This is a genomic window from Pantoea sp. X-Soil-ISGK-285 (genome assembly GCF_059730815.1).
The window spans coordinates 3125232-3147813 of record NZ_AP035938.1 but is presented as its reverse complement, the minus strand read 5'-3'; the positions used below and the strand labels follow the sequence as shown (position 1 = coordinate 3147813).

The 22582-nt window shown below is 53.9% G+C and carries 25 protein-coding genes; 8 read left to right on the top strand and 17 right to left on the bottom strand.

The genetic code is table 11. The features are described 5' to 3' along the window. Positions 1-7: 7 nt before the first annotated feature. From nrdE to AC6I8B_RS14820, 4 genes are all read right to left on the bottom strand, one after another. Positions 8-2146, bottom strand: coding sequence for a class 1b ribonucleoside-diphosphate reductase subunit alpha (gene nrdE / locus AC6I8B_RS14835; RefSeq protein WP_157352796.1), 2139 nt, complete (start codon positions 2144-2146; stop codon positions 8-10). Beyond that, positions 2116-2529, bottom strand: coding sequence for a class Ib ribonucleoside-diphosphate reductase assembly flavoprotein NrdI (gene nrdI, locus AC6I8B_RS14830; RefSeq protein ID WP_010257771.1), 414 nt, complete (start codon positions 2527-2529; stop codon positions 2116-2118). The genes nrdE and nrdI overlap by 31 nt, the downstream gene beginning before the upstream one ends. A gap of 4 nt (positions 2530-2533) precedes the next feature. After that, positions 2534-2776, bottom strand: a complete 243-nt coding sequence (gene nrdH, locus AC6I8B_RS14825) for a glutaredoxin-like protein NrdH (protein WP_003850362.1) — start codon at positions 2774-2776, stop codon at positions 2534-2536. Between the two features lie 303 nt (positions 2777-3079). Continuing rightward, positions 3080-3397 carry a DUF883 family protein gene (locus AC6I8B_RS14820; protein WP_010257764.1) on the bottom strand — a complete coding sequence of 106 codons (318 nt, stop codon included), beginning with the start codon at positions 3395-3397 and terminating at the stop codon, positions 3080-3082. Positions 3398-3550: 153 nt separating this feature from the next. Between AC6I8B_RS14820 and AC6I8B_RS14815 the strand changes: the two genes are divergently transcribed. The 4 genes from AC6I8B_RS14815 to AC6I8B_RS14800 all read left to right on the top strand — a co-directional run bounded on the left by AC6I8B_RS14815 (position 3551) and on the right by AC6I8B_RS14800 (position 6861). Further along, on the top strand, positions 3551-3886 hold the full coding sequence (locus tag AC6I8B_RS14815) for a DUF2002 family protein (protein WP_003850360.1): 336 nt from the start codon (positions 3551-3553) through the stop codon (positions 3884-3886). A gap of 135 nt (positions 3887-4021) precedes the next feature. Beyond that, positions 4022-5431 carry an S-methylmethionine permease gene (gene mmuP, locus AC6I8B_RS14810; protein WP_033758676.1) on the top strand — a complete coding sequence of 470 codons (1410 nt, stop codon included), beginning with the start codon at positions 4022-4024 and terminating at the stop codon, positions 5429-5431. Then, positions 5421-6356 carry a homocysteine S-methyltransferase gene (mmuM, locus tag AC6I8B_RS14805; RefSeq protein WP_157352964.1) on the top strand — a complete coding sequence of 312 codons (936 nt, stop codon included), beginning with the start codon at positions 5421-5423 and terminating at the stop codon, positions 6354-6356. Before mmuP ends, mmuM begins: the two co-directional genes overlap by 11 nt. A gap of 85 nt (positions 6357-6441) precedes the next feature. Next, positions 6442-6861, top strand: a complete 420-nt coding sequence (locus AC6I8B_RS14800; RefSeq protein ID WP_010257757.1) for a hypothetical protein — start codon at positions 6442-6444, stop codon at positions 6859-6861. Here the strand turns inward: AC6I8B_RS14800 and speG are convergent, their stop codons facing one another. The 6 genes from speG to AC6I8B_RS14770 all read right to left on the bottom strand — a co-directional run bounded on the left by speG (position 6862) and on the right by AC6I8B_RS14770 (position 12634). Further along, on the bottom strand, positions 6862-7407 hold the full coding sequence (gene speG / locus AC6I8B_RS14795) for a spermidine N1-acetyltransferase (RefSeq protein ID WP_003850356.1): 546 nt from the start codon (positions 7405-7407) through the stop codon (positions 6862-6864). Positions 7408-7669: 262 nt separating this feature from the next. After that, complete coding sequence (locus AC6I8B_RS14790; protein ID WP_154210726.1) at positions 7670-8347, bottom strand: ABC transporter ATP-binding protein; 678 nt, start codon at positions 8345-8347, stop codon at positions 7670-7672. Next, positions 8340-9170 (bottom strand): ABC transporter ATP-binding protein, encoded by an 831-nt coding sequence (locus AC6I8B_RS14785; RefSeq protein ID WP_031594057.1) that lies wholly within the window; start codon positions 9168-9170, stop codon positions 8340-8342. The genes AC6I8B_RS14790 and AC6I8B_RS14785 overlap by 8 nt, the downstream gene beginning before the upstream one ends. After that, entirely contained in the window at positions 9160-10017 is an 858-nt protein-coding gene (locus tag AC6I8B_RS14780) for an ABC transporter permease (RefSeq protein ID WP_010257750.1), read from the bottom strand. The genes AC6I8B_RS14785 and AC6I8B_RS14780 overlap by 11 nt, the downstream gene beginning before the upstream one ends. Continuing rightward, the gene (locus AC6I8B_RS14775) at positions 10014-11066 is read right to left on the bottom strand and encodes an ABC transporter permease (protein ID WP_010257745.1); all 1053 of its coding nucleotides are present in this window, start codon (positions 11064-11066) and stop codon (positions 10014-10016) included. The genes AC6I8B_RS14780 and AC6I8B_RS14775 overlap by 4 nt, the downstream gene beginning before the upstream one ends. After that, positions 11066-12634: an ABC transporter substrate-binding protein gene (locus tag AC6I8B_RS14770; protein ID WP_157352794.1), complete on the bottom strand. Its 1569-nt coding sequence runs from the start codon at positions 12632-12634 to the stop codon at positions 11066-11068. The genes AC6I8B_RS14775 and AC6I8B_RS14770 overlap by 1 nt, the downstream gene beginning before the upstream one ends. Before the next feature lie 658 nt (positions 12635-13292). Between AC6I8B_RS14770 and mgtA the strand changes: the two genes are divergently transcribed. Then, positions 13293-15995: a magnesium-translocating P-type ATPase gene (gene mgtA, locus AC6I8B_RS14765; RefSeq protein ID WP_157352792.1), complete on the top strand. Its 2703-nt coding sequence runs from the start codon at positions 13293-13295 to the stop codon at positions 15993-15995. Positions 15996-16005: 10 nt separating this feature from the next. Next, positions 16006-16092 carry a magnesium transporter protection protein MgtU gene (mgtU, locus tag AC6I8B_RS14760; RefSeq protein WP_350029534.1) on the top strand — a complete coding sequence of 29 codons (87 nt, stop codon included), beginning with the start codon at positions 16006-16008 and terminating at the stop codon, positions 16090-16092. Between the two features lie 67 nt (positions 16093-16159). Here mgtU and AC6I8B_RS14755 read toward each other — a convergent pair whose 3' ends face one another. The 7 genes from AC6I8B_RS14755 to AC6I8B_RS14725 form a co-directional block, all read right to left on the bottom strand. Continuing rightward, positions 16160-17014 (bottom strand): PA4780 family RIO1-like protein kinase, encoded by an 855-nt coding sequence (locus tag AC6I8B_RS14755; RefSeq protein WP_010257738.1) that lies wholly within the window; start codon positions 17012-17014, stop codon positions 16160-16162. Positions 17015-17340: 326 nt separating this feature from the next. Next, on the bottom strand, positions 17341-17829 hold the full coding sequence (locus AC6I8B_RS14750) for a cold-shock protein (RefSeq protein WP_157352790.1): 489 nt from the start codon (positions 17827-17829) through the stop codon (positions 17341-17343). 343 nt (positions 17830-18172) lie between these two features. After that, the gene (locus AC6I8B_RS14745; RefSeq protein ID WP_010672163.1) at positions 18173-18418 is read right to left on the bottom strand and encodes a YmjA family protein; all 246 of its coding nucleotides are present in this window, start codon (positions 18416-18418) and stop codon (positions 18173-18175) included. A 282-nt stretch (positions 18419-18700) separates the two neighbouring features. After that, on the bottom strand, positions 18701-19003 hold the full coding sequence (locus AC6I8B_RS14740) for a contact-dependent growth inhibition system immunity protein (RefSeq protein WP_157352788.1): 303 nt from the start codon (positions 19001-19003) through the stop codon (positions 18701-18703). Positions 19004-19006: 3 nt separating this feature from the next. Continuing rightward, positions 19007-19489, bottom strand: a complete 483-nt coding sequence (locus tag AC6I8B_RS14735; protein ID WP_232526433.1) for an RNase A-like domain-containing protein — start codon at positions 19487-19489, stop codon at positions 19007-19009. 38 nt (positions 19490-19527) lie between these two features. Further along, positions 19528-19824 carry a contact-dependent growth inhibition system immunity protein gene (locus AC6I8B_RS14730; RefSeq protein ID WP_031292167.1) on the bottom strand — a complete coding sequence of 99 codons (297 nt, stop codon included), beginning with the start codon at positions 19822-19824 and terminating at the stop codon, positions 19528-19530. Positions 19825-19831: 7 nt separating this feature from the next. Then, positions 19832-20209, bottom strand: a complete 378-nt coding sequence (locus AC6I8B_RS14725) for an RNase A-like domain-containing protein (RefSeq protein ID WP_232526432.1) — start codon at positions 20207-20209, stop codon at positions 19832-19834. Between the two features lie 972 nt (positions 20210-21181). Here AC6I8B_RS14725 and AC6I8B_RS14720 point away from each other — a divergent pair. Continuing rightward, positions 21182-22126: a hypothetical protein gene (locus AC6I8B_RS14720; protein WP_157352786.1), complete on the top strand. Its 945-nt coding sequence runs from the start codon at positions 21182-21184 to the stop codon at positions 22124-22126. Further along, positions 22123-22395 (top strand): hypothetical protein, encoded by a 273-nt coding sequence (locus AC6I8B_RS14715; RefSeq protein WP_128088276.1) that lies wholly within the window; start codon positions 22123-22125, stop codon positions 22393-22395. Before AC6I8B_RS14720 ends, AC6I8B_RS14715 begins: the two co-directional genes overlap by 4 nt. The last annotated feature ends 187 nt before the right edge of the window (positions 22396-22582 follow it).

The window sequence follows — 22582 nt, the reverse complement described above, 5'->3', positions numbered from 1 at the left end:
GTTTTCATCACAGGGAGCATGAGACGCAACCCTGAACCTCCGTGCCCTGAAGCGCCATCTGGCGCAGTCGAATGTAATAGAGCGTTTTGATGCCTTTTTTCCACGCGTAAATCTGCGCTTTGTTGATGTCACGGGTCGAGACGTCATCGCGGAAGAACAGCGTCAGCGACAGGCCCTGATCGACATGCTGAGTCGCTTCTGCGTAGGTATCAATAATCGCTTCCGGCCCAATCTGATACGCATCCTGATAGAGATGGATATTCTCATTGGTCATAAACGGCGCGGGATAGTAGACGCGGCCGGTTTTGCCCTCTTTGCGGATCTCGATAGGGGAGACAATCGGATGGATGCTGGAGGTGGCATGGTTAATGTAGGAGATTGAACCGGTTGGCGGGATCGCCTGCAGGTTCTGATTAAACAGCCCGTGCTGCATCACCGCGTCGCGCAGTGCCTGCCAGTCCGCCTGTGTCGGCAGCGTCAGTCCGGCATCCGCAAACAGCGTCGCTACCCGTTGCGTGCGCGGCAGCCATTCGCGCTGCAGATACTTATCGAAGTAGACACCGCTGGCGTACTGCGATTCCGCAAAGCCATCGAAGGTCTGCTGACGCTCCTGTGCCAGCTGATTAGAGGTGCGCAGCGCATAATAGGTGATGCAGTAGAAGTAGAGATTGGTGAAATCCAGCGCTTCCGGTGAACCGTAGGCGATGCCTTCCCGCGCCAGATAGCCGTGCAGGTTCATCTGACCCAGGCCAATGGCGTGCGAACGGCGATTGCCTTCGGCGACCGAGGGCACCGAGCCAATTTCGCTCATCATCGACACCGAGGTCAGGGCGCGGATCGCCACATCCACGGTACGCGCCAGATCGCGTGAATCCATGGCGTGCGCAATGTTCAGTGAGCCGAGATTACAGGAGATATCTTTGCCGATCCGGCGATAGCTGAGATCGTCATTGTACTCGCTGGCACTGTTCACCTGCAGGATCTCAGAGCAGAGGTTGCTCATGTTAATGCGACCGGCAATCGGGTTACTGCGGTTCACGCTGTCCTCATACATGATGTAGGGATAGCCCGACTCAAACTGAATCTCAGCCAGCGTCTGGAAGAAGTCGCGTGGCTGAATATAGGTTTTACGGATGCGGTCGTCGGCCAGCATCTCGTCATATTTCTCGCTGATGCTGATATCGCCAAAGGCCTGACCGTAGATCCATTCAACGTCGTAAGGCGAGAACAGCGCCATCGGTTTGTTCTCTTTTGCCAGCTGGAAGGTGATATCGGGGATCACTACGCCCAGCGACAGGGTTTTGATGCGGATCTTCTCATCGGCGTTTTCGCGCTTGGTATCAAGGAAGCGGAAAATATCGGGATGGTGCGCATTGAGCCACACCGCGCCAGCGCCCTGACGCGCGCCAAGCTGATTCGCATAAGAGAAGGCATCCTCCAGCATTTTCATCACCGGGATAACGCCCGACGACTGATTTTCAATACGTTTGATTGGCGCACCGGACTCACGCAGGTTCGACAGCAAAAAGGCGACGCCGCCGCCGCGCTTTGAGAGCTGCAGTGCCGAATTCACGGCGCGACCAATCGACTCCATATTGTCTTCGATGCGCAGCAGGAAGCAGGAGACCAGCTCACCGCGTTGCTGTTTGCCGCAGTTCAGGAAGGTTGGTGTAGCGGGCTGGAAACGGCCGCTGAGGATCTCCTCCAGCAGGGCCCGCGCAAGCTTTTCATCGCCCTGAGCCAGCGTCAGCGCCACCATGCAGGCGCGCTGTTCGAAGGTTTCCAGATAGCGTTTGCCGTCGAAGGTCTTCAGAGTGTAGCTGGTGTAGTACTTCCAGGCACCGAGAAAGGTTTTGAACTCAAATCCCCAGTTCTCCGCCACCTCATGCAGCGCAAGCAGGAACGAAAAATCGTACTGGTTCAGCACTTCCGCTTCGTAATAGCTCTCTGCTACCAGATAGCGTAAACGCTCAGCGCAGCTATTGAAGGGGACGGTATTGGGTTGCACATGCTGCAGATAAAACTGACGTGTCGCTTCGCGATCCTTGTCGAACTGGATGCGGCCCTCGGCGTCGTAGAGATTGAGCATGGCATTAAGGGCGTGATAATCGAGCGTCACGCCGTTGAGGGTGTCTGTTGTTGCCAAAATTGGGTTACTCCCGCTTTAACTTTCGCGATATCGTCAGGCGTTCCCATCAGCTCGAAGCGGTAGAGGCAGGGAACCTGACATTTATTTGCAATGATGCTGCCCGCCAGGCAGTAACCGGCACCGAAGTTACGGTTGCCCGCTGCGATCACGCCACGAATGCCGCGTCGGTTCGCCTCATCATTAAGAAACTGAATCACCTGACCGGGCACCGCACCGCGACTGCTGCCACCGCCATAGCTGGGCACGACCAGAATATAGGGCTGGTCGATATGCAGTTGTTGCCGGGCATCAAGCGGGATGCGCCGGGCAGGCAGGCCGAGGCGCGTCACAAACCGGTGGGTGTTTTCCGACTGGCTGGAAAAATAGACCAGCGGGAACATGTGTTTATCCCCCGACAGCAGAAAGCGAGCGCAGCGTGGCGATTTTGTCCGGGCGGAAACCGCTCCAGTGATCGTTATCTGCCATCACGACCGGTACCTGGCGGTAACCCAGTGATTTCAGGTTGTCGATCGCCTCGGGCTGGCTGTCGAGATTGATAAGCTGATAGGCGAGACCCTGACGGTCCATCGCATTTTTGGTTGCCGTGCACTGGACACAGTTATCTTTAGTGTAAATAATAATGCGCATGATTCGTATTTCCCTCTATATGCGGTTCTGATGCCCGAAAACAAAGCAGACGCGGCAGGTTGCGGGCTTCATTGTGACGAACATTTGGTGTCGTGCTGATGAGATAAATACTAGATGTAGTGGTTTTGTGGGTCAAGCCCACCAGATATAGGGTTTTATGATTTGCATTTGCGCAACAGCGGCAAAGCCAGCAGGGATGCGCCCTGCAGCCTGGAAAAATCTTTTGTAAATGTCATCGGCCAGAAAAAGGGCATAAAAAAGCCCCGCACAGGGCAGGGCTCAGGAGATTTTTTGGAGTTGAGCTTAGCGGCGTGAAGCCAGCAGCACACCCACTACGATACCGAAAGCGGCACCGATACCAACACCGTGCCATGGCTTGTCATGGACATAGGTGTCAACCTGTGCACTGGCATCACGGGCAACCTGTGAGACACGGTTGCTGCCGCCGTTCAGTCTGGAGCGGGTCTGTTTCAGCAGCTTTTCTGCCTGACTGCGTGCAGAATCCACTTCGTCTTTGGCGTCACTGCCGTAAGATTTCAGCAGCGCTTCCAGTGAATCGGCCAGTTCGTTAACATCCTGATTAATATCAATGTCATCGTTTTTTACAGTGCGATTAAACATTTTTTAGCTCCCTTTGATTTAAAAACGTAATACTAGTGTAGACGACCTTGAGATAAACGAGACGCGGGAGTGTTCTTTAGGGAAAATTCCGAATGCCCACTCTGTCATGCTGTTGTAAGGTTGCGAAGCTTTTGAAAGAGGAGAGGATCGAGCATGTATTTACGACCAGATGAGGTAGCGCGCGTACTGGAAAAAGCGGGTTTCGAAGTCGATGAAATTACCCCACGGGCCTATGGTTATCGCCGTGGAGAGAACTATGTTTATGTGAATCGCGAAGCGCGCATGGGGCGCATGGCACTCGTCATTCACCCGACACTGAAAGAGAAGAGCCAGCCGTTCGCTGAACCTGCTTCAGAAATGAAGACCTGCGATCACTACACCCAATTCCCTCTCTACCTGGCGGGTGATTCACAGGAACACTACGGCATCCCGCACGGATTTAGTTCCCGCATGGCGCTGGAACGTTATATTCAAAGCGTTTTCGGCTAACGCATCAGGCCCCGCCGCGACGGGGCACTGAACCGCCTTTACCTCTTCCCTGTTTCCCTGCCGTTGCAATTACCGGCTGTGACGCGTATAAAACTGTCCATTATAGATGTTTAGACGTCCATACGGATAAAAGTGATGAGCGAACAGCCAACTCCCTCGCAGGAACAATTTAAACGCACCATGAAAGTGCGCCATCTGGTGATGTTATCGCTGGGCGGCGTAATCGGCACCGGCCTGTTTTTTAATACCGGCTACATCATTTCCACCACCGGGGCGGCGGGGACGCTGCTCGCCTATCTGATTGGCGCGCTGGTGGTCTGGCTGGTGATGGTCTGTCTGGGCGAACTCTCGGTGGCGATGCCGGAAACCGGCGCGTTCCACGTCTATGCCGCACGCTATCTCAGCCCGGCAACCGGCTACACCGTGGCCTGGCTCTACTGGCTCACCTGGACCGTCGCCCTTGGCTCCAGCCTGACGGCGGCGGGCTTCTGTATGCAGTACTGGTTCCCGCAGATCCCGGTATGGATCTGGTGCCTGGTCTTCTGCTGCGCCATCTATCTGCTGAACGTTATCTCAACCCGCTTCTTCGCCGAAGGGGAGTTCTGGTTCTCGCTGATTAAGGTGGTAACGATCGTCGCCTTTATCGTGCTCGGGGGTGCGGCGATGTTTGGGTTTATCCCGATGAAGGATGGCACGCCCGCACCGGGCCTGAGCAACCTGACGGCGCACGGCTGGCTGCCTAACGGTGTACTGCCGATTCTGATGACCATGGTGGCAGTCAACTTCGCTTTTTCCGGCACCGAGCTGATCGGTATTGCGGCCGGTGAAACCCAGCAGCCGGAGAAAGTGCTGCCGCTGGCGATCCGTACTACCGTGGCCCGGCTGATTATCTTCTTCATCGGCACGGTATTTGTGCTGGCGGCGCTGATTCCTATGGATCAGGCGGGTATCGTGAAAAGCCCGTTCGTGCTGGTCTTCGAAAAGATCGGCATCCCGTGGGCGGCTGACATTATTAACTTTGTGATCCTGACCGCTATCCTGTCTGCGGCCAACTCCGGACTCTATGCCTCCGGGCGGATGCTCTGGTCGCTGGCCAATGAAAATACGCTGCCGCGCGCCTTTGCCCGGGTGAACAAGCGCGGCGTGCCGATGCTGGCGATCACCGTCAGCATGGTGGGTGGTCTGCTGGCGCTGGTCTCCAGCGTGGTCGCGCCCGACACGGTGTTTGTGGCGCTGTCGGCCATCTCCGGCTTTGCGGTGGTAGCCGTCTGGCTCAGCATCTGCGCTTCGCATTTTGTTTTCCGTCGTCGTCATCTTCAGCAGGGCAAATCGCTGGCCGATCTGGCCTACCGTGCGCCGCTCTATCCGCTGACGCCGGTGCTGGGTTTCCTGCTCTGCCTGCTGGCCTGTGTCGGTCTGGCGTTTGATCCGACCCAGCGTATCGCGCTGTGGTGTGGCATCCCGTTTGTGCTGTTCTGCTATGCCGCTTACCATCTGACCCACAAATCATCCCCGAAGCCTGAGGAGGCCAATGATGTCGTATAACCCTGTCGCGCAGGCTTTAACGGAGTCGCCACTGCTGATTCTGGATGGTGCCCTGGCCACCGAGCTGGAAGCCCGCGGCTGTCATCTGGCCGATGCGTTATGGTCAGCTAAGGTGCTGATGGAAAATCCTGAACTGATCTATCAGGTGCACTACGACTATTTTGTCGCCGGCGCGCGCTGTGCCATTACCGCCAGCTATCAGGCGACGCCGCAGGGCTTTGCCACACGTGGCCTTGATGAGGCGGAGTCACTGGCGTTGATCGCGCAGAGCGTCGAGCTGGCGCGACGCGCCCGTCACGATTATCTGGCGGTCCGGCCCGACGCAAAAACGCTGCTGGTAGCGGGATCGGTCGGTCCCTATGGCGCCTTCCTGGCGGATGGTTCGGAATATCGCGGCGACTATGCGTTGCCGGAAGCGGAGATGATGGCGTTTCACCGCCCACGCGTACAGGCGCTGCTGGCGGCGGGTGCCGATCTGCTGGCCTGCGAAACCCTGCCTTCGTTTGCCGAAGCGCAGGCGCTGGTGAAGCTGCTGGCTGAATTTCCTGAAGGCCGCGCCTGGTTCTCGTTTACCCTGCGTGACGCCGGACACATCAGCGACGGCACGCCGCTGTCAGACGTCGTGAGCTGGCTGAATCAGCAGCCGCAGGTGGTGGCTCTGGGAATCAACTGCGTGGCACTTGAGAGCGTGACGCCTGCGCTGCAGCAGTTGCAGAAGCTGACCGACAAGCCGCTGGTGGTCTATCCCAACTCCGGCGAGCAGTATGATGCTGGCAGCAAAACCTGGCACTCAGCGCCATCAGGCTGCACGTTGCATGACAAGCTGGCAGAGTGGCAGCAGGCGGGCGCGAAGCTGATTGGCGGCTGCTGTCGCACCTCACCCAACGACATCGCGGCTATCGCCCGCGCTTGTCAACCGCAATAAGCTGGCTGAATCGGGCGATGATAGCCCGATTGAGGCGGAGAGGGCGGTCTACACTCTGATCACTGATCACTCTGTGGACCCCTTCATGAAACAGCGAATTCTGGCCCTGGCCGCCGCGCTGCTGCTTAGCGGCTGTGCCACCATTGTCGGCAATGAAACCCAACTGGTGCGCATCGACTCCTTGCCGCAGGGCGCGCGCTTTACCGTGCAGGATGAGCGTGGCTATGCGGTTGCGCAGGGTTTCACGCCGCAGACCGTTGAACTGGAAAAATCTACCGGCCGCTACTTCGGCAAAAAGCACTACCTGCTGATGCTGGAAAGTCCGGGCTACGTGCCGGTCACGGTGCCTATCGAGGCACGCGCTAACCTGTGGTATCTGCTTGGCAATATCCCGCTGGGTGGCTTCCCCGGCTGGCTGCTGGTCGATCCCTTCTATGGCGGCATGTACGACCTTAAGCCTGAACACCCGCGTCCCTTTATGAACCCGGTTGGCGCGCGCGGCTGATTACTGCGCGGTCGGCTTCACCATTCCGCCTGGCGTTTTATGGCGTTCCAGATACTGATGCTGGAAAATGCACATGCGGATGGTGTTGCGGTACTCACCGTTGATGAAAAACTCATGTTTAAGCACGCCTTCGATCTCGAAGCCGAGCTTGGTGTAGATGTGGATCGCTTTTTCGTTCTCCTGATCGACAATCAGGTAGAGCTTGTAGAGATTCAGCACCGAGAAGCCGTAATCCATCGCCAGTTTTGCCGCCTGGGTTGCCAGTCCTTTGCCCTGATGGGCAGGATCGATAATGATCTGAAACTCGGCGCGGCGGTGCACATGGTTGATTTCCACCAGTTCCACTAATCCCGCTTTCTGCCCGCTGTGCTCGACCACAAAGCGACGTTCGGTCTGATCGTGAATGTGCTTGTTGTAGAGATCGGACAGCTCCACAAACGCCTCATACGGCTCCTCAAACCAGTAACGCATCACGCTGGCGTTGTTATCCAGCTGATGGACAAAGTGCAGGTCTTCCCGTTCCAGCGGACGTAGTTTTACCGTCATTGCTTTTTCCTCTCATGAAATAATGGTCGCGAGTATACCGCATCAGCCAGCCGCTGCGTTTTGCGCTATCGCATTCGCGTGCCTGCTTCAGCCTGTAAAGGTTTACAGCGTCGCGTGGCAATCTAATGACTCAGAGGAAGAGAACAGCGCGCCGTTCTGGCAATGGAGAGGATGACGCTAATGGCGGAAGAAGGGGATGTTACAGAAAGGCGCGGCGGATGCAGCAGCGCCGGACGGCAGGTGAACACCGTCCGGCCTGATTTCAGGCAGAGATCTGTTCGATGATGCGACCCTGCGACATGTGCACGGCGCGATCGCACATGTGATCGATCACGTCGGGATCGTGGCTCACCAGCACCATGGTCAGGCCATCCTGCTGTTTCAGATCGTTGAGCAGATTGAGGATCTCCGCCTGCACTGACATATCCAGCGCCGACGTCGGCTCATCCAGCAGCAGGATCTTCGGCTGCAGCAGCAGGGCGCGCACGATGGCGACGCGCTGACGCTGACCGCCGGAGAGCTGATGCGGATAGCGATCCGCCATAGCGGGATCGAGTCCGACGTGACGGAAGCCCTGATCGATACGATCGTTGATATTGTCGCGTTTCAGCAGCTTCAGCGGCTCCGCCAGCGTGCGACGCAGCCGGTGACGCGGATGCAGCGAGGCATAGGGATCCTGAAACACCATCTGCACTTCCTGACGCAGCGCGCCGGTGAAAGCTTTACCCGGCTGAACTTCGTGACCGGCAAGCTGCATCTGACCCTGCCAGTGTGGGTTCAGACCTGCCAGCACCCACAGCAGCGACGACTTGCCGCAGCCTGACGGACCCACCAGACCAAAACACTCGCCAGCGTTAACCTCCAGGTTAACCTCATGCACCACGGTGCGCAGCTCGTAACCCTGTTTGTGGGCGACGCTTAGATCCTGCAGCTTAATCATCATTCGCCTCCAGCGCAGCGCGGTCCAGCACCGGTAAAGTCTGTCCGTGGGTCGCTTTGCCCGGACGGCAGGCCCACAGCGTGCGGGTGTAGGGATGGGTAGCGTGCGGCAGATCGGCGGCGGGCAGTGTATCCAGCAACCGGCCTTTATACATCACCATCACCCGCTCGCAATGTTCTGAAACCTGCTGCAAATCATGGCTGATTAGCAGCAGACCCATGTTGCGCGCCTCCACCAGACCGCGGATCAGCGCCAGCACCTGATCGCGCATGGCATGATCCAGCGCGGAGGTCGGTTCATCGGCGATCAGGAAGTCCGGATCGGTAATCAGGGCGATCGCCAGCATCACGCGCTGGCCCATACCGCCAGAGAGCTGATGCGGATACTGCTGCATCAGACGACGCGGATCGGGCAGGCCGACCGCATCCAGCATTTCACACACTTTCTCTTTGCGCTCGGCACGGCTCAGGCGGCGATGCAGGATCAGCGGCTCTTCCACCTGCCAGCCAATGGTGCGCGTCGGGTTAAGGGCATACTTCGGGTCCTGCATCACCATCGCCACGCGGTTACCGCGCAGCTGGTTCCAGTGACGCTCGCTTAGCGTCAGCGCATTTTCACCGGCCACCTGAAGCTGGCTGGCCTGAAGATGCAGCGCGGGCGAGAGTAAGCCCATCAGGCTGCGGGCGGTCAGTGACTTGCCGGAACCGGACTCACCGACCAGCGCCACGCGCTCGCGGCCCACGGAAAAACTGATGTTGTCGACCAGCAGCGCATCGTCGCTGCGAATGGTCAGCCCCTCGGCATGGAGCAGATTATTTTGCATGACGGGTATCCAGTCGGTCGCGCAGGCCATCGCCTGTCAGGTTAAAGGCCAGGCTGGCAAACAGAATCGCCGCGCCCGGTGCAGCAGCAACCCACCACTGATCAAAAATGACTTTACTGCCTTCGGCCACCATCGAACCCCATTCCGCCGTCGGCGGCTGAACGCCCATACCGAGGAAACCGAGTCCGGCCGCAGCCAGGATAATCCCGCCCAGGCTCAGGGCGGCGCGGACTACCGCCGTCGGCATGCAGAGCGGCAGGATATGACCGAACATCAGGCGAAAGCCCGTAATCCCCTGCATCCGCGCGGCGGCAAGGTAGTCGCTGCGGCGCAGTGCCAGGGTTTCAGCGCGTGCCTGACGGGCAAACGGCGGCCAGCTGGTCAGTGCCAGTGCCAGCGCGCCGTTCATCAGGCCAGGGCCGAGAATCGCCACCAGCGCCAGCGCGATCACCAGGTTGGGCAGTGACAGAAAGATATCGGTAATGCGCATCAGCAGGCGTTCGGTCCAGCCGCCTACGTAACCGGCGGTGATGCCGATCAGCAGCCCGGCCGGAATGGTCAGCACCAGAATCAGCGACACCAGCAGCAGGGTCGGACGCGCGCCGTAAATCACGCGCGACAGCAGATCGCGGCCAAAGCCGTCGGTGCCGAACCAGTGCTGTGCCGACGGCGCCAGCAGACGGCTCGACATGGTCTGCACGTTCGGATCGAACGGCGCAATCAGCGGCGCCAGCAGTGCCATCAGGATAAGAATCGCCACCAGCGTCAGCCCAACGGTTAACGAGGTAACGCGTTGACGGCGACGGCGTGGTCGCAGCGTTTCGAGTTCAGAGAGTTGTTGCGTCATCGGGTTCTCGGATCGGTTAACCAGGTTAAAACATCCGCCAGGGTGTTAATTAGGATAAAGCAGCTGCCGATTAACAGGGTTGAGCCCAGAATCGCCGGCACATCGCCGGAGAACAGCGCATTGGTCATATAGCGACCCACACCTGGCCAGGCGAAGACGGTTTCGGTCAGCACCGAGCCTTCCAGCAGCGTAGCGTAGGAGAGGGCGATCACCGTGACCAGCGTGCCCAGCACGTTGGGGAAGATATGGCGCAGCAGGATGCGCACCCGACCCGCGCCTTTAGCACGCGCCAGCACCACATACTCTTTGCTGCTCTCTTCCAGCAGCGCAGCACGCAGCAGGCGGGTAATGCCCGCCATCGCCAGCAGGCCGAGGATCACCACCGGCAGCCAGAGGTGCGCAATTGCATTGCGGAACATCTCTGGTTCACCCGACAGCCAGCTGTCGATCAGCACAAAGCCGGTCTTCGGCTCCAGGGTATAGACCCAGATATCATCCAGCCGTCCCGGTCCGGCGGACCAGTGCAGCACCGCATAAAAGAGCAGCAGGCCCAGCAGGCCGAGCCAGAACACCGGCACCGAGTAGCCCAGCAGCGAGACAAAGCGGGCGAGATTATCGATCCAGCTGCCCGGTTTCCAGGCGGCCAGCAGCGCCAGCGTCACGCCGAACACCACCGCGAAGATCATCGCACAGGTCGCCAGCTCGATGGTGGCGGGGAAGGTGGTCATCAGGTCGCCGCTCACCGACTGATTGGTGAGACGGGAGACACCCAGATCGCCCTGCGCCAGATGTTCGACGTAGCGCCAGAACTGCATCAGCACCGGCTGGTCGAGACCCAGGTCATGACGCACCTGCTCATAAGTCGCTTCACTGGCGTGATCGCCGGCGATCTGCTGCACCGGGTCGATCGGCGAGAGATGCGACAGCATAAAGGTAAAGGCGAGCAGGCCAAGCAGCGTAACCAGCAGCGACAGTACGCTACCGATCAGGCGCCCGCCACGCTGCCAAAAAAGCCGGGCGAACCCGGCTGAAGGAACAGACTGTGCCATTACTTAGTGACCTGCGAGTAATACACCATGTCAGGGTTAATGCCCTGCACATAGCCTTTCAGGTTGTCGCGCATGGCGATCAGGTTCTTCGCCTGCATCCCAATCACATACGGTGAGTTCTTCATCACTTCACGCTGCATCGCTTCATACAATGCCACGCGTTTCTTCGGATCGCTTTCAGCCGTCGCCGCAATCACCTGCTTGTTCAGCTCAGGAATGTGCCAGTCTGAACGGAAGGCGATGGTTTTGCTGCCATCTTCCGGGTTGTAAGCAAACGAGGCGGCATTGGTGTTGGGATCGAAGTAGTCGGAGCCCCAGGCGTTCAGCGTCGCTTCATATTTATGCGCTTTCACGTTGGTCGACACTTCGGAGCTCAGACCCGGCACTACTTCCACTTTCACGCCCGCTTTGGCGAAGCTGCCCTGCAGCGCCTGTGCGATATCCAGATAAGGCGGCTGGTTGCTGGTGGAGAGCTTGAAGGTGACGTTGTTCAGGCCCGCTTTCTTCAGAATCGCTTTGGCTTTTTCCGGATCGTAGCTGTATGGCGTGTCGTTGATCGCGCCCAGGAAGCCCTTAGGCAGGAAGCTCTGATGCACGTCGAACTGGCCTTTAAGCAGCTCACTGGCGATGCCTTTGTAATCCCACAGGTAGCGTGCCGCTTCCCAGAAGGCCGGGTTCTTCATCGTCTCGTTCGCGCCGATGTTGAACTGGATGTAGTAGAGCGACGCCATGGGAATCGCTTCCGTCTTCACGCCCGGTTTGCCGTTCAGCGCAGCAATCTGATCGGCACCCAGGTTACGGGCGATATCGGCATCACCCTGTTCCAGCAGCAGACGACGCGCAGCCGGTTCAGGCACGTTCTTGATCAGGATGTTCTTCATTTTTGGCGCGCCCGCTGGTGAAGTCGGGTTAGCGCTGAGCAGCACCACCTGATGCATCACCACTTTGCGGATCTGATACGGGCCGCTGCCCGCCGAGTGGGTGGCCAGCCAGGCGTTACCGAAATCGCCGTTCTTCTGATTCGCCATCGCGGTTTTTTCATCAATGATCGATGAAACCGGAGCAGAGAGCAGGCTCAGGACGTAGGTCGGGCTGACGTTGGCGGTCCAGCTGATCTGCACATGATTGTCGTCGACTTTCTTCAGGAAGCCATCGACGTTATCTTTGGTCCAGCCGAGCTGCGTCAGGATGAAAGAGGGATCGAGGTTCAGTTTCACCACGCGGCCCAGCGAGAAGATCACATCTTCCGGACGCAGCGGGTTGCCGGTAGAGAATTTCGCATCTTTACGCAGTTCAAAGGTCAGGCTGCGGTTGTCGCTGCCGGGCTGCCACGAGGTGGCCAGCGTGGGTTTCAGATCCACCGGATTCTGCGGGTCAGACTGCACCAGACGCTGATAGATGTTCGTAAAGGCCTGAACGCTGGTCAGTTCAAACCCTTTGGCCGGGTCAAAGCTGTCTGCGTCGTCAGTTGATTGTGCAATCACCAGCGTATCTTTGGGTGTTGCGGCCTGGGCTGTGAAGGCGGCAGCCAGCGTCAGCGCCAGCAGTGATGGAATTATAGTTTTCATGAAATTTCCTTGCCTCTAAAAAGTTACGCGAGTTTACGAAAGGGCCGATGCGAAGAATAGTCGAATATGGGCTAATCATATGCCAAAAGGTTATAAGCATTACCTGGAGGTTATAAGAAGATCGCCACGCTGTTACCGAAGCGGCAACCTGAGCAGAAACAAAACCTCAACGAAACCGTTATTCAATACGTTATTGCTTTACCGAAGCCGGCCTCTCTTTATAATGGCGGCAGATAACTTCAGGAGAATTCAGTTGGACAGTTACCCGAGATTAACCTTTATTCTGGCAAGCTGAGTTTCCTCTGCTGCTTGCCAACCGGCGAGCAGCGATCCCCGCTTTAATTAACGATCGCGCTCCTTATTTTTAATCCTGCTATCACCAGGAGTGCGCGTTATGCTGCTGTTTATATTCGCTCTTTTTCCTCCGCCCCGTCTGGCGTAGCCCAGGCTGCGCCCAATCGCTGATATCAGACTTTTAAAACGCCGCGTATAACCGGCGTCAGGTAACCCTGCGCGCGTCATTATTTAGCGCGCCGGCGGAATAACCTGACTGTTTCTGAAAGTCACCCCATTAAATAACCCGGCCACGCCAGGTTTTATCCATGCACGTTATTTCCCGTGCAGGACAACTATTGCTTTAAATCAGGGAGATGTCGAAATGAGCGACATGAAACTGGAACAGGTTGCGATCACTTCATCCGGCAACCGTAATGATAAAAAAAGTAAAAAAATGTTTGCTGTGGCGCAGCAGGCGGACCAGCACATTGATATGACGCTGGCGAACCTGCGCAGCCAGCGTCAGGGCCTGACCCAGGCTGAGGCGGCGAAACGACTGGCTTTGTATGGCCGTAATGAAGTGGCGCATGAGAAAGCGCCACCCGCGCTGATTCAGCTGCTGATGGCGTTTAATAACCCGTTTATCTACGTATTACTGGTCCTGGCGCTGGTGAGCCTGTTTACCGACTATATTCTGCCGTTGCGCGCCGGTCAGGAGACCGATCTCTCCGGCGTCATCATCATCTTCACCATGGTGATGCTGAGCGGGCTGCTGCGCTTCTGGCAGGAGTTTCGCACCAACCGTGCCGCGCAGGCACTGAAGTCACTGGTGCGCAGCCAGGTCACCGTGCTGCGCCGTGAGCCGGGCAGCGAAACCGCGCAGCGTCAGGATGTGGATATGAGCGAACTGGTGCCGGGCGATATCATTCTGCTCAGCACCGGCGATCAGGTGCCTGCCGATGTCCGCCTGCTGAGTTCACGTAATCTGTTTATCAGTGAAGCAGTACTGACCGGCGAGTCGCTGCCGGTTGAGAAACAGAGCTGCGATGCGGGTATCGATGCCGGAGGTCAGACCGCTCAGGAGCGGCTGGCATCACCGAATATCTGCCTGATGGGCACCAGCGTGGCCAGCGGCACAGCCAGCGCAGTCGTGGTAGCGACGGGCGGCGAAACCTGGTTCGGCTCCCTGGCCTCATCGCTGACCGGAAGCCGTCCGCAGACCGCGTTTGATCGCGGGGTGAACAGCGTCAGCAAGCTGCTGATCCGCTTTATGCTGGTGATGGTTCCGGTGGTGCTGCTGATTAACGGCTTCACCAAAGGCGACTGGATGGATGCCACGCTGTTTGCACTGGCCGTCGCGGTCGGACTGACCCCGGAAATGCTGCCGATGATTGTCAGCGCTAACCTGGCTAAGGGCGCGATTGCGATGTCACGTCGCAAAGTGATCGTTAAAAAGCTCAACGCCATTCAGAACCTCGGCGCGATGGATGTGCTCTGCACCGATAAAACCGGCACGCTGACCCAGGACACCATCCTGCTGGCGCATCATCTGGACGCGCGAGGCAACGAAGATGCACAGGTGCTGCTGCTGGCATGGCTCAACAGCGGCAGCCAGAGTGGCGCGAAAAACCTGATGGATCGCGCCTTACTCTGCGCGGGCGACAAGGTCATTTCACAGTCTCAGCGCAGCCAGTTCCAGCTGATCGATGAGCTGCCGTTTGATTTTACCCGCCGTCGGGTGTCGGTGCTGGTGGAAGATCTGACTCAGCATCGTTCACAACTGATCTGCAAAGGCGCAGTGGAAGAGATGCTGGCAGTGAGCATTGCTGTGCGGCAGGGCGACACGGTGGTCGCACTGGATGCGGCACAGCGCGCGGCGCTGCTGGCGCAGACTGAACACTATCATCAGCAGGGCTATCGCGTGCTGCTGGTGGCAACCCGTGATGGCGAGATGCACGCGCCGCTCAGCGACAGTGATGAGCGCGATCTGATTATTCAGGGAATGCTGACCTTCCGCGATCCGCCTAAAGCCAGCGCGGGCAAAGCGATTAAAGCCCTGCGTGACAGCGGTGTGACGGTGAAAGTGCTGACCGGTGACAATCCGCTGGTGACGCTGCGGGTCTGTGCCGATGTCGGGCTGACCGATCCGGCGATGCTGACCGGCGATCAGATTGAGGCGATGAACGATGATGAGCTGGCGCAGGAAGCTGAACGCTGCACCCTGTTTGCTCAGCTGACGCCGCTGCAGAAATCCCGTCTGGTGCGGCTGATGCAGCAGAACGGTCACACCGTCGGGTTCCTGGGCGATGGCATTAATGACGCGCCTGCGCTGCGGGCAGCCGACACCGGGATTTCCGTGGACAGCGCGGCGGATGTGGCAAAAGCCTCATCGGACATCATCCTGCTGGAGAAGGATTTACAGGTGCTGAATGAGGGTGTACTCAAAGGACGCGAGACCTTTGGCAACATCATCAAGTATCTCAACATGACCGCCAGCTCCAACTTCGGCAACGTTTTCTCGCTGCTGGTGGCCAGTGCCTTTATTCCGTTTCTGCCGATGCTGTCGATTCATCTGCTGATTCAGAACCTGATGTATGACGTTTCCCAGCTGGCGCTGCCGTGGGACAAGGTTGACCGCGAGTTTCTGAATAAGCCGCGTAAATGGGATGCCGGCAACATCAAACGCTTCATGCTGTGGATGGGCCCGACCTCGTCAATTTTTGACGTCACCACCTTTGCGCTGATGTGGTTTGTTTTCGGCGCTAACCATGCAGGCGTGCAGTCGCTGTTCCAGTCCGGCTGGTTTATTGAGGGGCTGCTGTCACAGACGCTGGTAGTGCATATGCTGCGTACCCGGAAGATTCCGTTTATCCAGAGTCGCGCCACCTTACCGGTGATGCTGACTACGCTGGCGGTGATGGCGCTGGGCATCCTGATCCCGTTCTCACCGCTGGGTGCGATGGTCGGTCTGGTGCCACTGCCATGGCAATATTTCCCGTGGCTGGTGCTGACACTGTTCAGCTACTGCCTGGTGGCGCAGGGCATGAAGCGTTTCTACATCCGTCGCTTTGGTCAGTGGTTCTAGGGAGGAGAAGATGAAAAAAAGCAGGCTCGATAAGGTCTTTGTCGGCGTGATGATCATCGGCTTAACTCTGATTGCGCTGACGGTCATCGTGCGGTGATGGCGTTGTGATAGTGCGGTAAGTGAGAGGCAGCGAGGGGACTCGCTGCCTTTTTTTATTGATGCAGTTACTCTTCGTCGCGCTCACGGCTGGCGCGCTGGCGCTCGTAATATTCATCTTCTGCGGTGATGATCTCATCCATCAGAGAATCCATATCGACTACGCGCTCCTCTTCCACAAACTTCCCGGTAAGCGGTGTTTCCGGCGTCAGCTTGCCATCTTCATAGAGCAGCCAGATCTCTTTGGCATAGCGCGTCTTCAACAGCTGCGGAGCGAACTGGCCGTAGTAGGAGGTGATGTTGTCCACGTCACGTTCAAACATCGACTCGGCATGGTTATTGGCCGCCGCATCGACCGCCTGTGGCAGGTCGATAATCACCGGGCCCTGGTCATCCAGCAGCACGTTGAACTCGGATAAGTCACCGTGAACGATACCGGCACAGAGCATACGAACGATGTTGCGGATCATGGTGTGGAAATCCGTCACTGCCTGCTCTTCAGACAGAGAGACATCGCTGAGCCGTGGCGCGACCGAGCCATTGGCATCGGTCACCAGCTCCATCAATAACACACCGTCGATGCAGAGATAAGGCTGTGGCACGCGAACACCAGCGTTCGCCAGGCGGAACAGGGCATCTACTTCGGCGGTCTGCCAGGACTCTTCCTGCTGCTTACGGCCGAACTTTGTGCCTTTCTGCATGGCGCGCGCGTTGCGACTATTGCGGGTTTTACGACCTTCCTGATACTGCACCGCCTGCTTAAAGCTGCGCTGGGTCGCTTCTTTATAGACTTTGGCGCACTGCACCTTGCCGCCGCATAGCACGGTATAGACGTCCGCTTCTTTGCCGCTTTTCAGCCGCTGCAGGACATCGTCAATCAGGCCGTCATCGACCAGGGGCTGGATTCTGTTTGGGATTTTCATGCGGCTTTATACCTTATTTCACCCGCTTTTCGTATCACTTTGCGATGATGGAAAACATTGGCAATGACTGAACAAAGTTTCTAATTCTACCCTGGAAAGTCGCTTTGTGGGGATGAACCTTGATGAGCTGCGCTTTTGACCTTTGTTTTATCATAAACAATGGATTAGAGGGGAGAGCAGGACGGTTTTATCCGCCAGAGGAGCGCTTTGTCATGTATCAGCCCTGTGGGCGGGGATTTCGTGTCAGAGAAATGTGCCTGAATAGCGGGCTGGCAGGTGCCTGAAGGCCGAAATCCTGCCAACAGAATTTCGGCCCGCATTCGGGATTACTTCAGGCCTTTAAGCACTTTGACCGTGCTTTCAATGTCGATCTCATCTTCAGAGAAGATCAGTGTCGTACCCTGGAAGGTGGTGACCGCCAGCTTTTTCAGCGAGCGCATCTCATTGGCGTTCGGGTCAGTTTTCGGCCGGATATTATTCAGCAACAGACCCACTGACAACACCGCGTTCTCTTTATCGACACCGGCGTCGACCGGGACTTCTTCGTTGTAGACCAGATAAGACTTAATCGAGGTGATCTTGAGCCGCTCGCCTGCGATATAGATGAATTTGCTTGTCGGCGCGACCTTCACCGCATAGGCGGATAAGCCCTTGTTGTTGGTGGTGGGTTCAAACGTCACCGCCGCATCTTTCTTGATCAGATCAGGATTGGCGACCTTAATCACATGAAAATAGCGGTTATCACCGTTTTCATCTTTGATAAAGCCAAAACCTTTATCTTCAAACCAGGTTGTGATCGTTCCGTTCATCGCCATTTTTGCCTGCTTAATCTACTCAGTTTTTTACAGCGCGCAGTGTAAAACACAATGCCTGCGCAGACTATATAAGTCTGGATGATAATTTTCAGGTGCGCCAGAGGGTGAGCGGCGGAAGGGGGCTTTGTGGCGGATGAAGGCGAGTGTGATGGAGTGTGTGTAGCGGCAGATAAAGACGAAGTGATGGGTTGGTAGGTCAGGGAACGGACATCAGCCACGTGAGATACGTGGCTGTCAGCACTGGGCGTTGTTACGGGGATACCGGCGCTGTGTCGAATCAGGTTGTTGAGTCAGGCCTATTAACCGGCGGACTGCGCAAAGCTCGTCTGCCGGTGAGTGTCTGTTACTCGTTGCCCCAGCGGTTCAGGAACTCGGCAATTTCATCAATACGCTGCTCATCAATACCCGCTTCACGCGCCATATCCTGCTGTGACTCTTCACTGATCTCTTCGTTGTTCATCAAACGGGTGATCAGCAGCTGGAAGTAATGCGCCAGTGGGGTACGTTCAGCTTCGCTCACCGGCTTAGCGGACTCTGTCGCATACTCATCTGCGACATCATAGTATTTGAGAGAGATTTCGTTATTCATAGGGTGTCCGCAGAGTTGAGTTTGGGTTTAAGCGTTGGCAGGGCGTTGTGGCCCGGCGTAGAGGGGTATTATTTCGTGTTTGGGTTGGGGCTGTAAAGGGGGAGTGGGGAGGGGAAGTATAGTAATGATGTTGCAGAAAATGTTGATATACATGCCTGAAGCGCATTCGCACGGAAGGCCGCAGGGCTACACAGACACAAAAAGCCCGCAGTATGTTTATCTCGCGGGCTCTGAGGAGTTCGATGAAGTTCTGGTAACCAGCCATCGAACAGCGATGCTCGTTTATAAGGCATTGCCATGGTCACTATGCTTGTTGATGCTTTCGAGTATTCTCAGAAGCAACCCTTTACCATCTTCCGGTGCAAAGGCGTTAATATACCTGTCTCTGAACTCTGATTTAATCATTTCATCATCATATGTCAGAAAGTTCATCACTTCTTCTTTTAGATCTTCACGATCCTGGAGTGTTAATTCAGCTGTATAAATATCAATAGCTTCATCAATGGTGTCAGCACCTGTAATAAAATCAAAGTCCTGATTTAATGTCCCTTCAATCAGAATGTCTATATTAGTAGTGAGTAACATAATTTAAACCTCCGGGAATGCAGTCAGAATATAGTAAGGCTTGCCGTTGTACAATTCATATTTAAGAATAACTTTGACTTTCGTTGCCGGAGTCAGTTTTTGACTACCCCTGAACAGGGAGTAACCAATGGCTTTCCCGGTGTCATATTTGATATTTAAATTATGTCCTGGTCTGCTTGCCGCCCAAATCTTTATCCACTCTTTATTTACTTTTATGGCATCGGATACTGACTTTTCGGCCAGATCTATATTGGTGAAAGAGCTAATGGCATTTGGCGGGCGAGCCATATTTTCTGTGCTTTTTAACCGGGCTGCTAGTTCATGCTGGGTTTTACCAATATGCTTTAAAATTGCATGGCCTCCGGGCGTGTGGCCAGTTACTGATTCATGTTGAATAAGTTTGATGCGTCCTGTCCGAATGGCTGCAACTCTAACTGCTCCAGCCCCCAGAGAAAGAGCAACAGGTACAGCAACATCGAAGGTCAAACCTACCAATCAGTTCACGAATGGGCGCGCACGCAACATCATCTTTCATCGTATCTTTTGATGCTTTCAAGGAAATAGAGCAAAAAACTGCTGGCGTAATCAGGTGAAATATCTTGCCAGCGCTGAGAAAACTCTTCCTTTATCTCTTCTTCTGACAGCTTGAGAAAGTCAGTAATTTCTTTACGTAAATCACATCTTTCTTCTGGAGAAGCTTCGTCAACGACTACATCAATGGCACCATCCATCGTATCAGCGCCAGTGATAACGTCGAAGTCCTGATTCAGTGTTCCAACAATGCATAAATCTAAGTTTGGGGCTAGAGGTGCACGGCTCATGATCAACTCACTTATCTGGAAAAGAAGTAATTATATAATAAGGTTTGTTATTGTAAGTCTGATACTTCAGCGCAACTCTGATTTTAGTTGCTTTATACGCAGTGTTGCTCCCTTTCTGAACAACATAACCAACGGTATTACCCACATCGTAACTTATCGTCATGTTATGTCGTGGTTTACTTGCAGCCCATAGTTTTATCCACTCCCGATTATTATGAAGTGCCTTTGATATGGCTGCTTCGGCAATCTCCAGCGACGAGAACGAACCAGATAGATCCAATACCCCATTGGATTGGATAATTCTTTCATGAAGTTCCTGGAGTGATTTTCCAATATGCTTTAAAAGCGTATGCCCGCCCGGTTTTAATCCAGAGACAGAATTCATTATACAATCTAATTTTAAGGTGAACCATAAAATATGGTATGGAAAATTATCTATCTGAATGTTTTATTAACATGATCAAATTATTTGAGCTTTGATCAGTATTGCAATAATGGAAAGTGAAAAGCAACAGAAAAACCCTAATAAAAATGTATAATATAATGGTTTTGAATTGTTTATTTTTTTTAGATTTTGACCTTCATGTGCAAAGTTATAAGCATTGTCGTTCCTGTTTAAAAAGAAAATTTTTTTATTTTTTTTAATCGCATAAAAAATAGGTCATTAGAGGTGAACCTATTTATCCTATATTGCAGTGCAACAAGTAAGGGGCGGGCAGTGTATGCTTTTGTTGGAAGTCTGAGATCAATTCCTTGTAGCGAGACCTTTTCATTGGATACAAAAAAACGCTTACCACTAAGCAAACCAAAGGAAGCATGATTAAAACCATTATAGCCGACTTCATTCTTCAAATTCCCATGTATTCATAGATAGTATCCATTACAGAGTCACTCGCTTTAGCACCTACATAGCCATCAAGCTACTTATCTTTTCAGGTCGTTGAGGTATTGGATTAATTACTTATCCTGCAATTGCTGATTGTTAAGAAGACCAGTTCTATAACGTTCAAGATAACGGACAAATCTTTCCTCCTGAGCCCATGTTGTTGCATCGTGTTCTGTCAGCTTTAAGATTTCATTTACATAGATTTCTGATAACGGGATTGAAAGCGGGAAGTTGCTCTTTTTCTTACCACTCTCGATTTTTTATATTTTTATTATTCAGGGTTAGGTTGGGTTTTTGATTTAAATCATATTTTAATGTTGTCAGTTTTTAATGAATTTTTAGAAAAGCTAAATGATAAGTGGATATATCTTCTTCGTCCAGAGCAAACAAACATGATAAGCAAAACTACTGGATAATGCAGTATTCAAGAGTTATTCTGCAGGCAGCTTAACATATAACTGAGGATAGAGAATGGAAGTTATCCCTAGCGATATACAGTCAAGGCTACAACTAGTCATCTCGAAAGCGGCAGTGCTTTTACCATCTGACGTAGGTCAACAGCTTCTTGCTATGGTCACCCCCTCAGCATTAGCAACTATGGCGGGGGTAATCGTGGTTTGGGCTGGTGCGCACTTTTTTGGGATTGGTGAAATCGCTGATTTAGTGCTTCTCATTGTAGGTTGGGTAGCAGTAGGGGGCGTAGCGCTTGAAGCGGCTAAGAAGTTGTTTGATTTTGCAACGAAGACTAACGCAGCTCGTAGCGAAGGAGATCTTGATGTTGCTGCTAAGGATTTAGCAGACGCGATCACTCTGTTAGGCGTTAATACTGTCCTCGCACTTCTTTTAAAGAAGAAGCCTGGTGATACATTTAAAACTCCTTTCAGGGGAGTAAAAATGCCTAGATACAGCAGCGATATTGGAAGGAAAATGAACCTGCCTCGCAATGGAGGCTGGCGTTATACTCCTAAGATAAAAATCACAAAGCATAGTGACGTCGTTCAGGGACGCACAAAACCCTGGGGGGACGTAGAAGTAGGACGCAACTACTATCCTGGTGCAGTGTCGAAAGAAGACGCATATTTGCAGATGCTTTCAACTCTTTATCATGAACAGGTACACATGGCGATTGCGCCTAAGTTCTATTTATTAAGAGAACTTAGGGTTTTCATGAGACAAAGCGCATATAATAAATCATATATATTACGATATCTGGAAGAGTCACTTGCTGAAACTATTGGCTTATTAAGAGCCAGAGGGATGAGTAGAGGATATATCATTGAAGGCTTCAAATTCCCTCTTGGAAATACTTACGAAATTACATATACATTATTGCGGCATGAAACCGCAGGTATTCTTTTGGGGCCAGTAGTGGTTGGAGGGTTAATGTATAATGTTTGGTATGGAGTTCAGCAATGATATCGGAAAATAAAGCTGTTGAAATTGCCAAAGAATATGCAAGGGTAACAGGTCATGGTTGGGACGAACGTTTTCATGAGGCTGTTAGATCGTCTTTTGATGGTAAATCTGTTTGGGTTATTTCAACCTCAGATTTGAAATTTTCTGAAGATCTTCCATGGATGATGGAAAACATGCCAAATCCAATTAAATATTATATAGATGTCTTTAGTGGTGAATGTATTGCTGTAGGGGGAAGAGGTAGTGCGATTCTTCGATTAAATAAGTGAAAATATTCATTAGCGACTTTATAAAATATGAGAGTGTTTTCTCAAAAATTTAAATGCTTTGTATGCAGGCTTCAAAGGAATGAAAGTATACAGAATTGTGAAGCCTGCTAACAGCGTTATCGAATAAGATACAATGTTTTCTTGTGTACCACTGCTAATGGTATAAATGAGTCCTGCTAGAAGGATT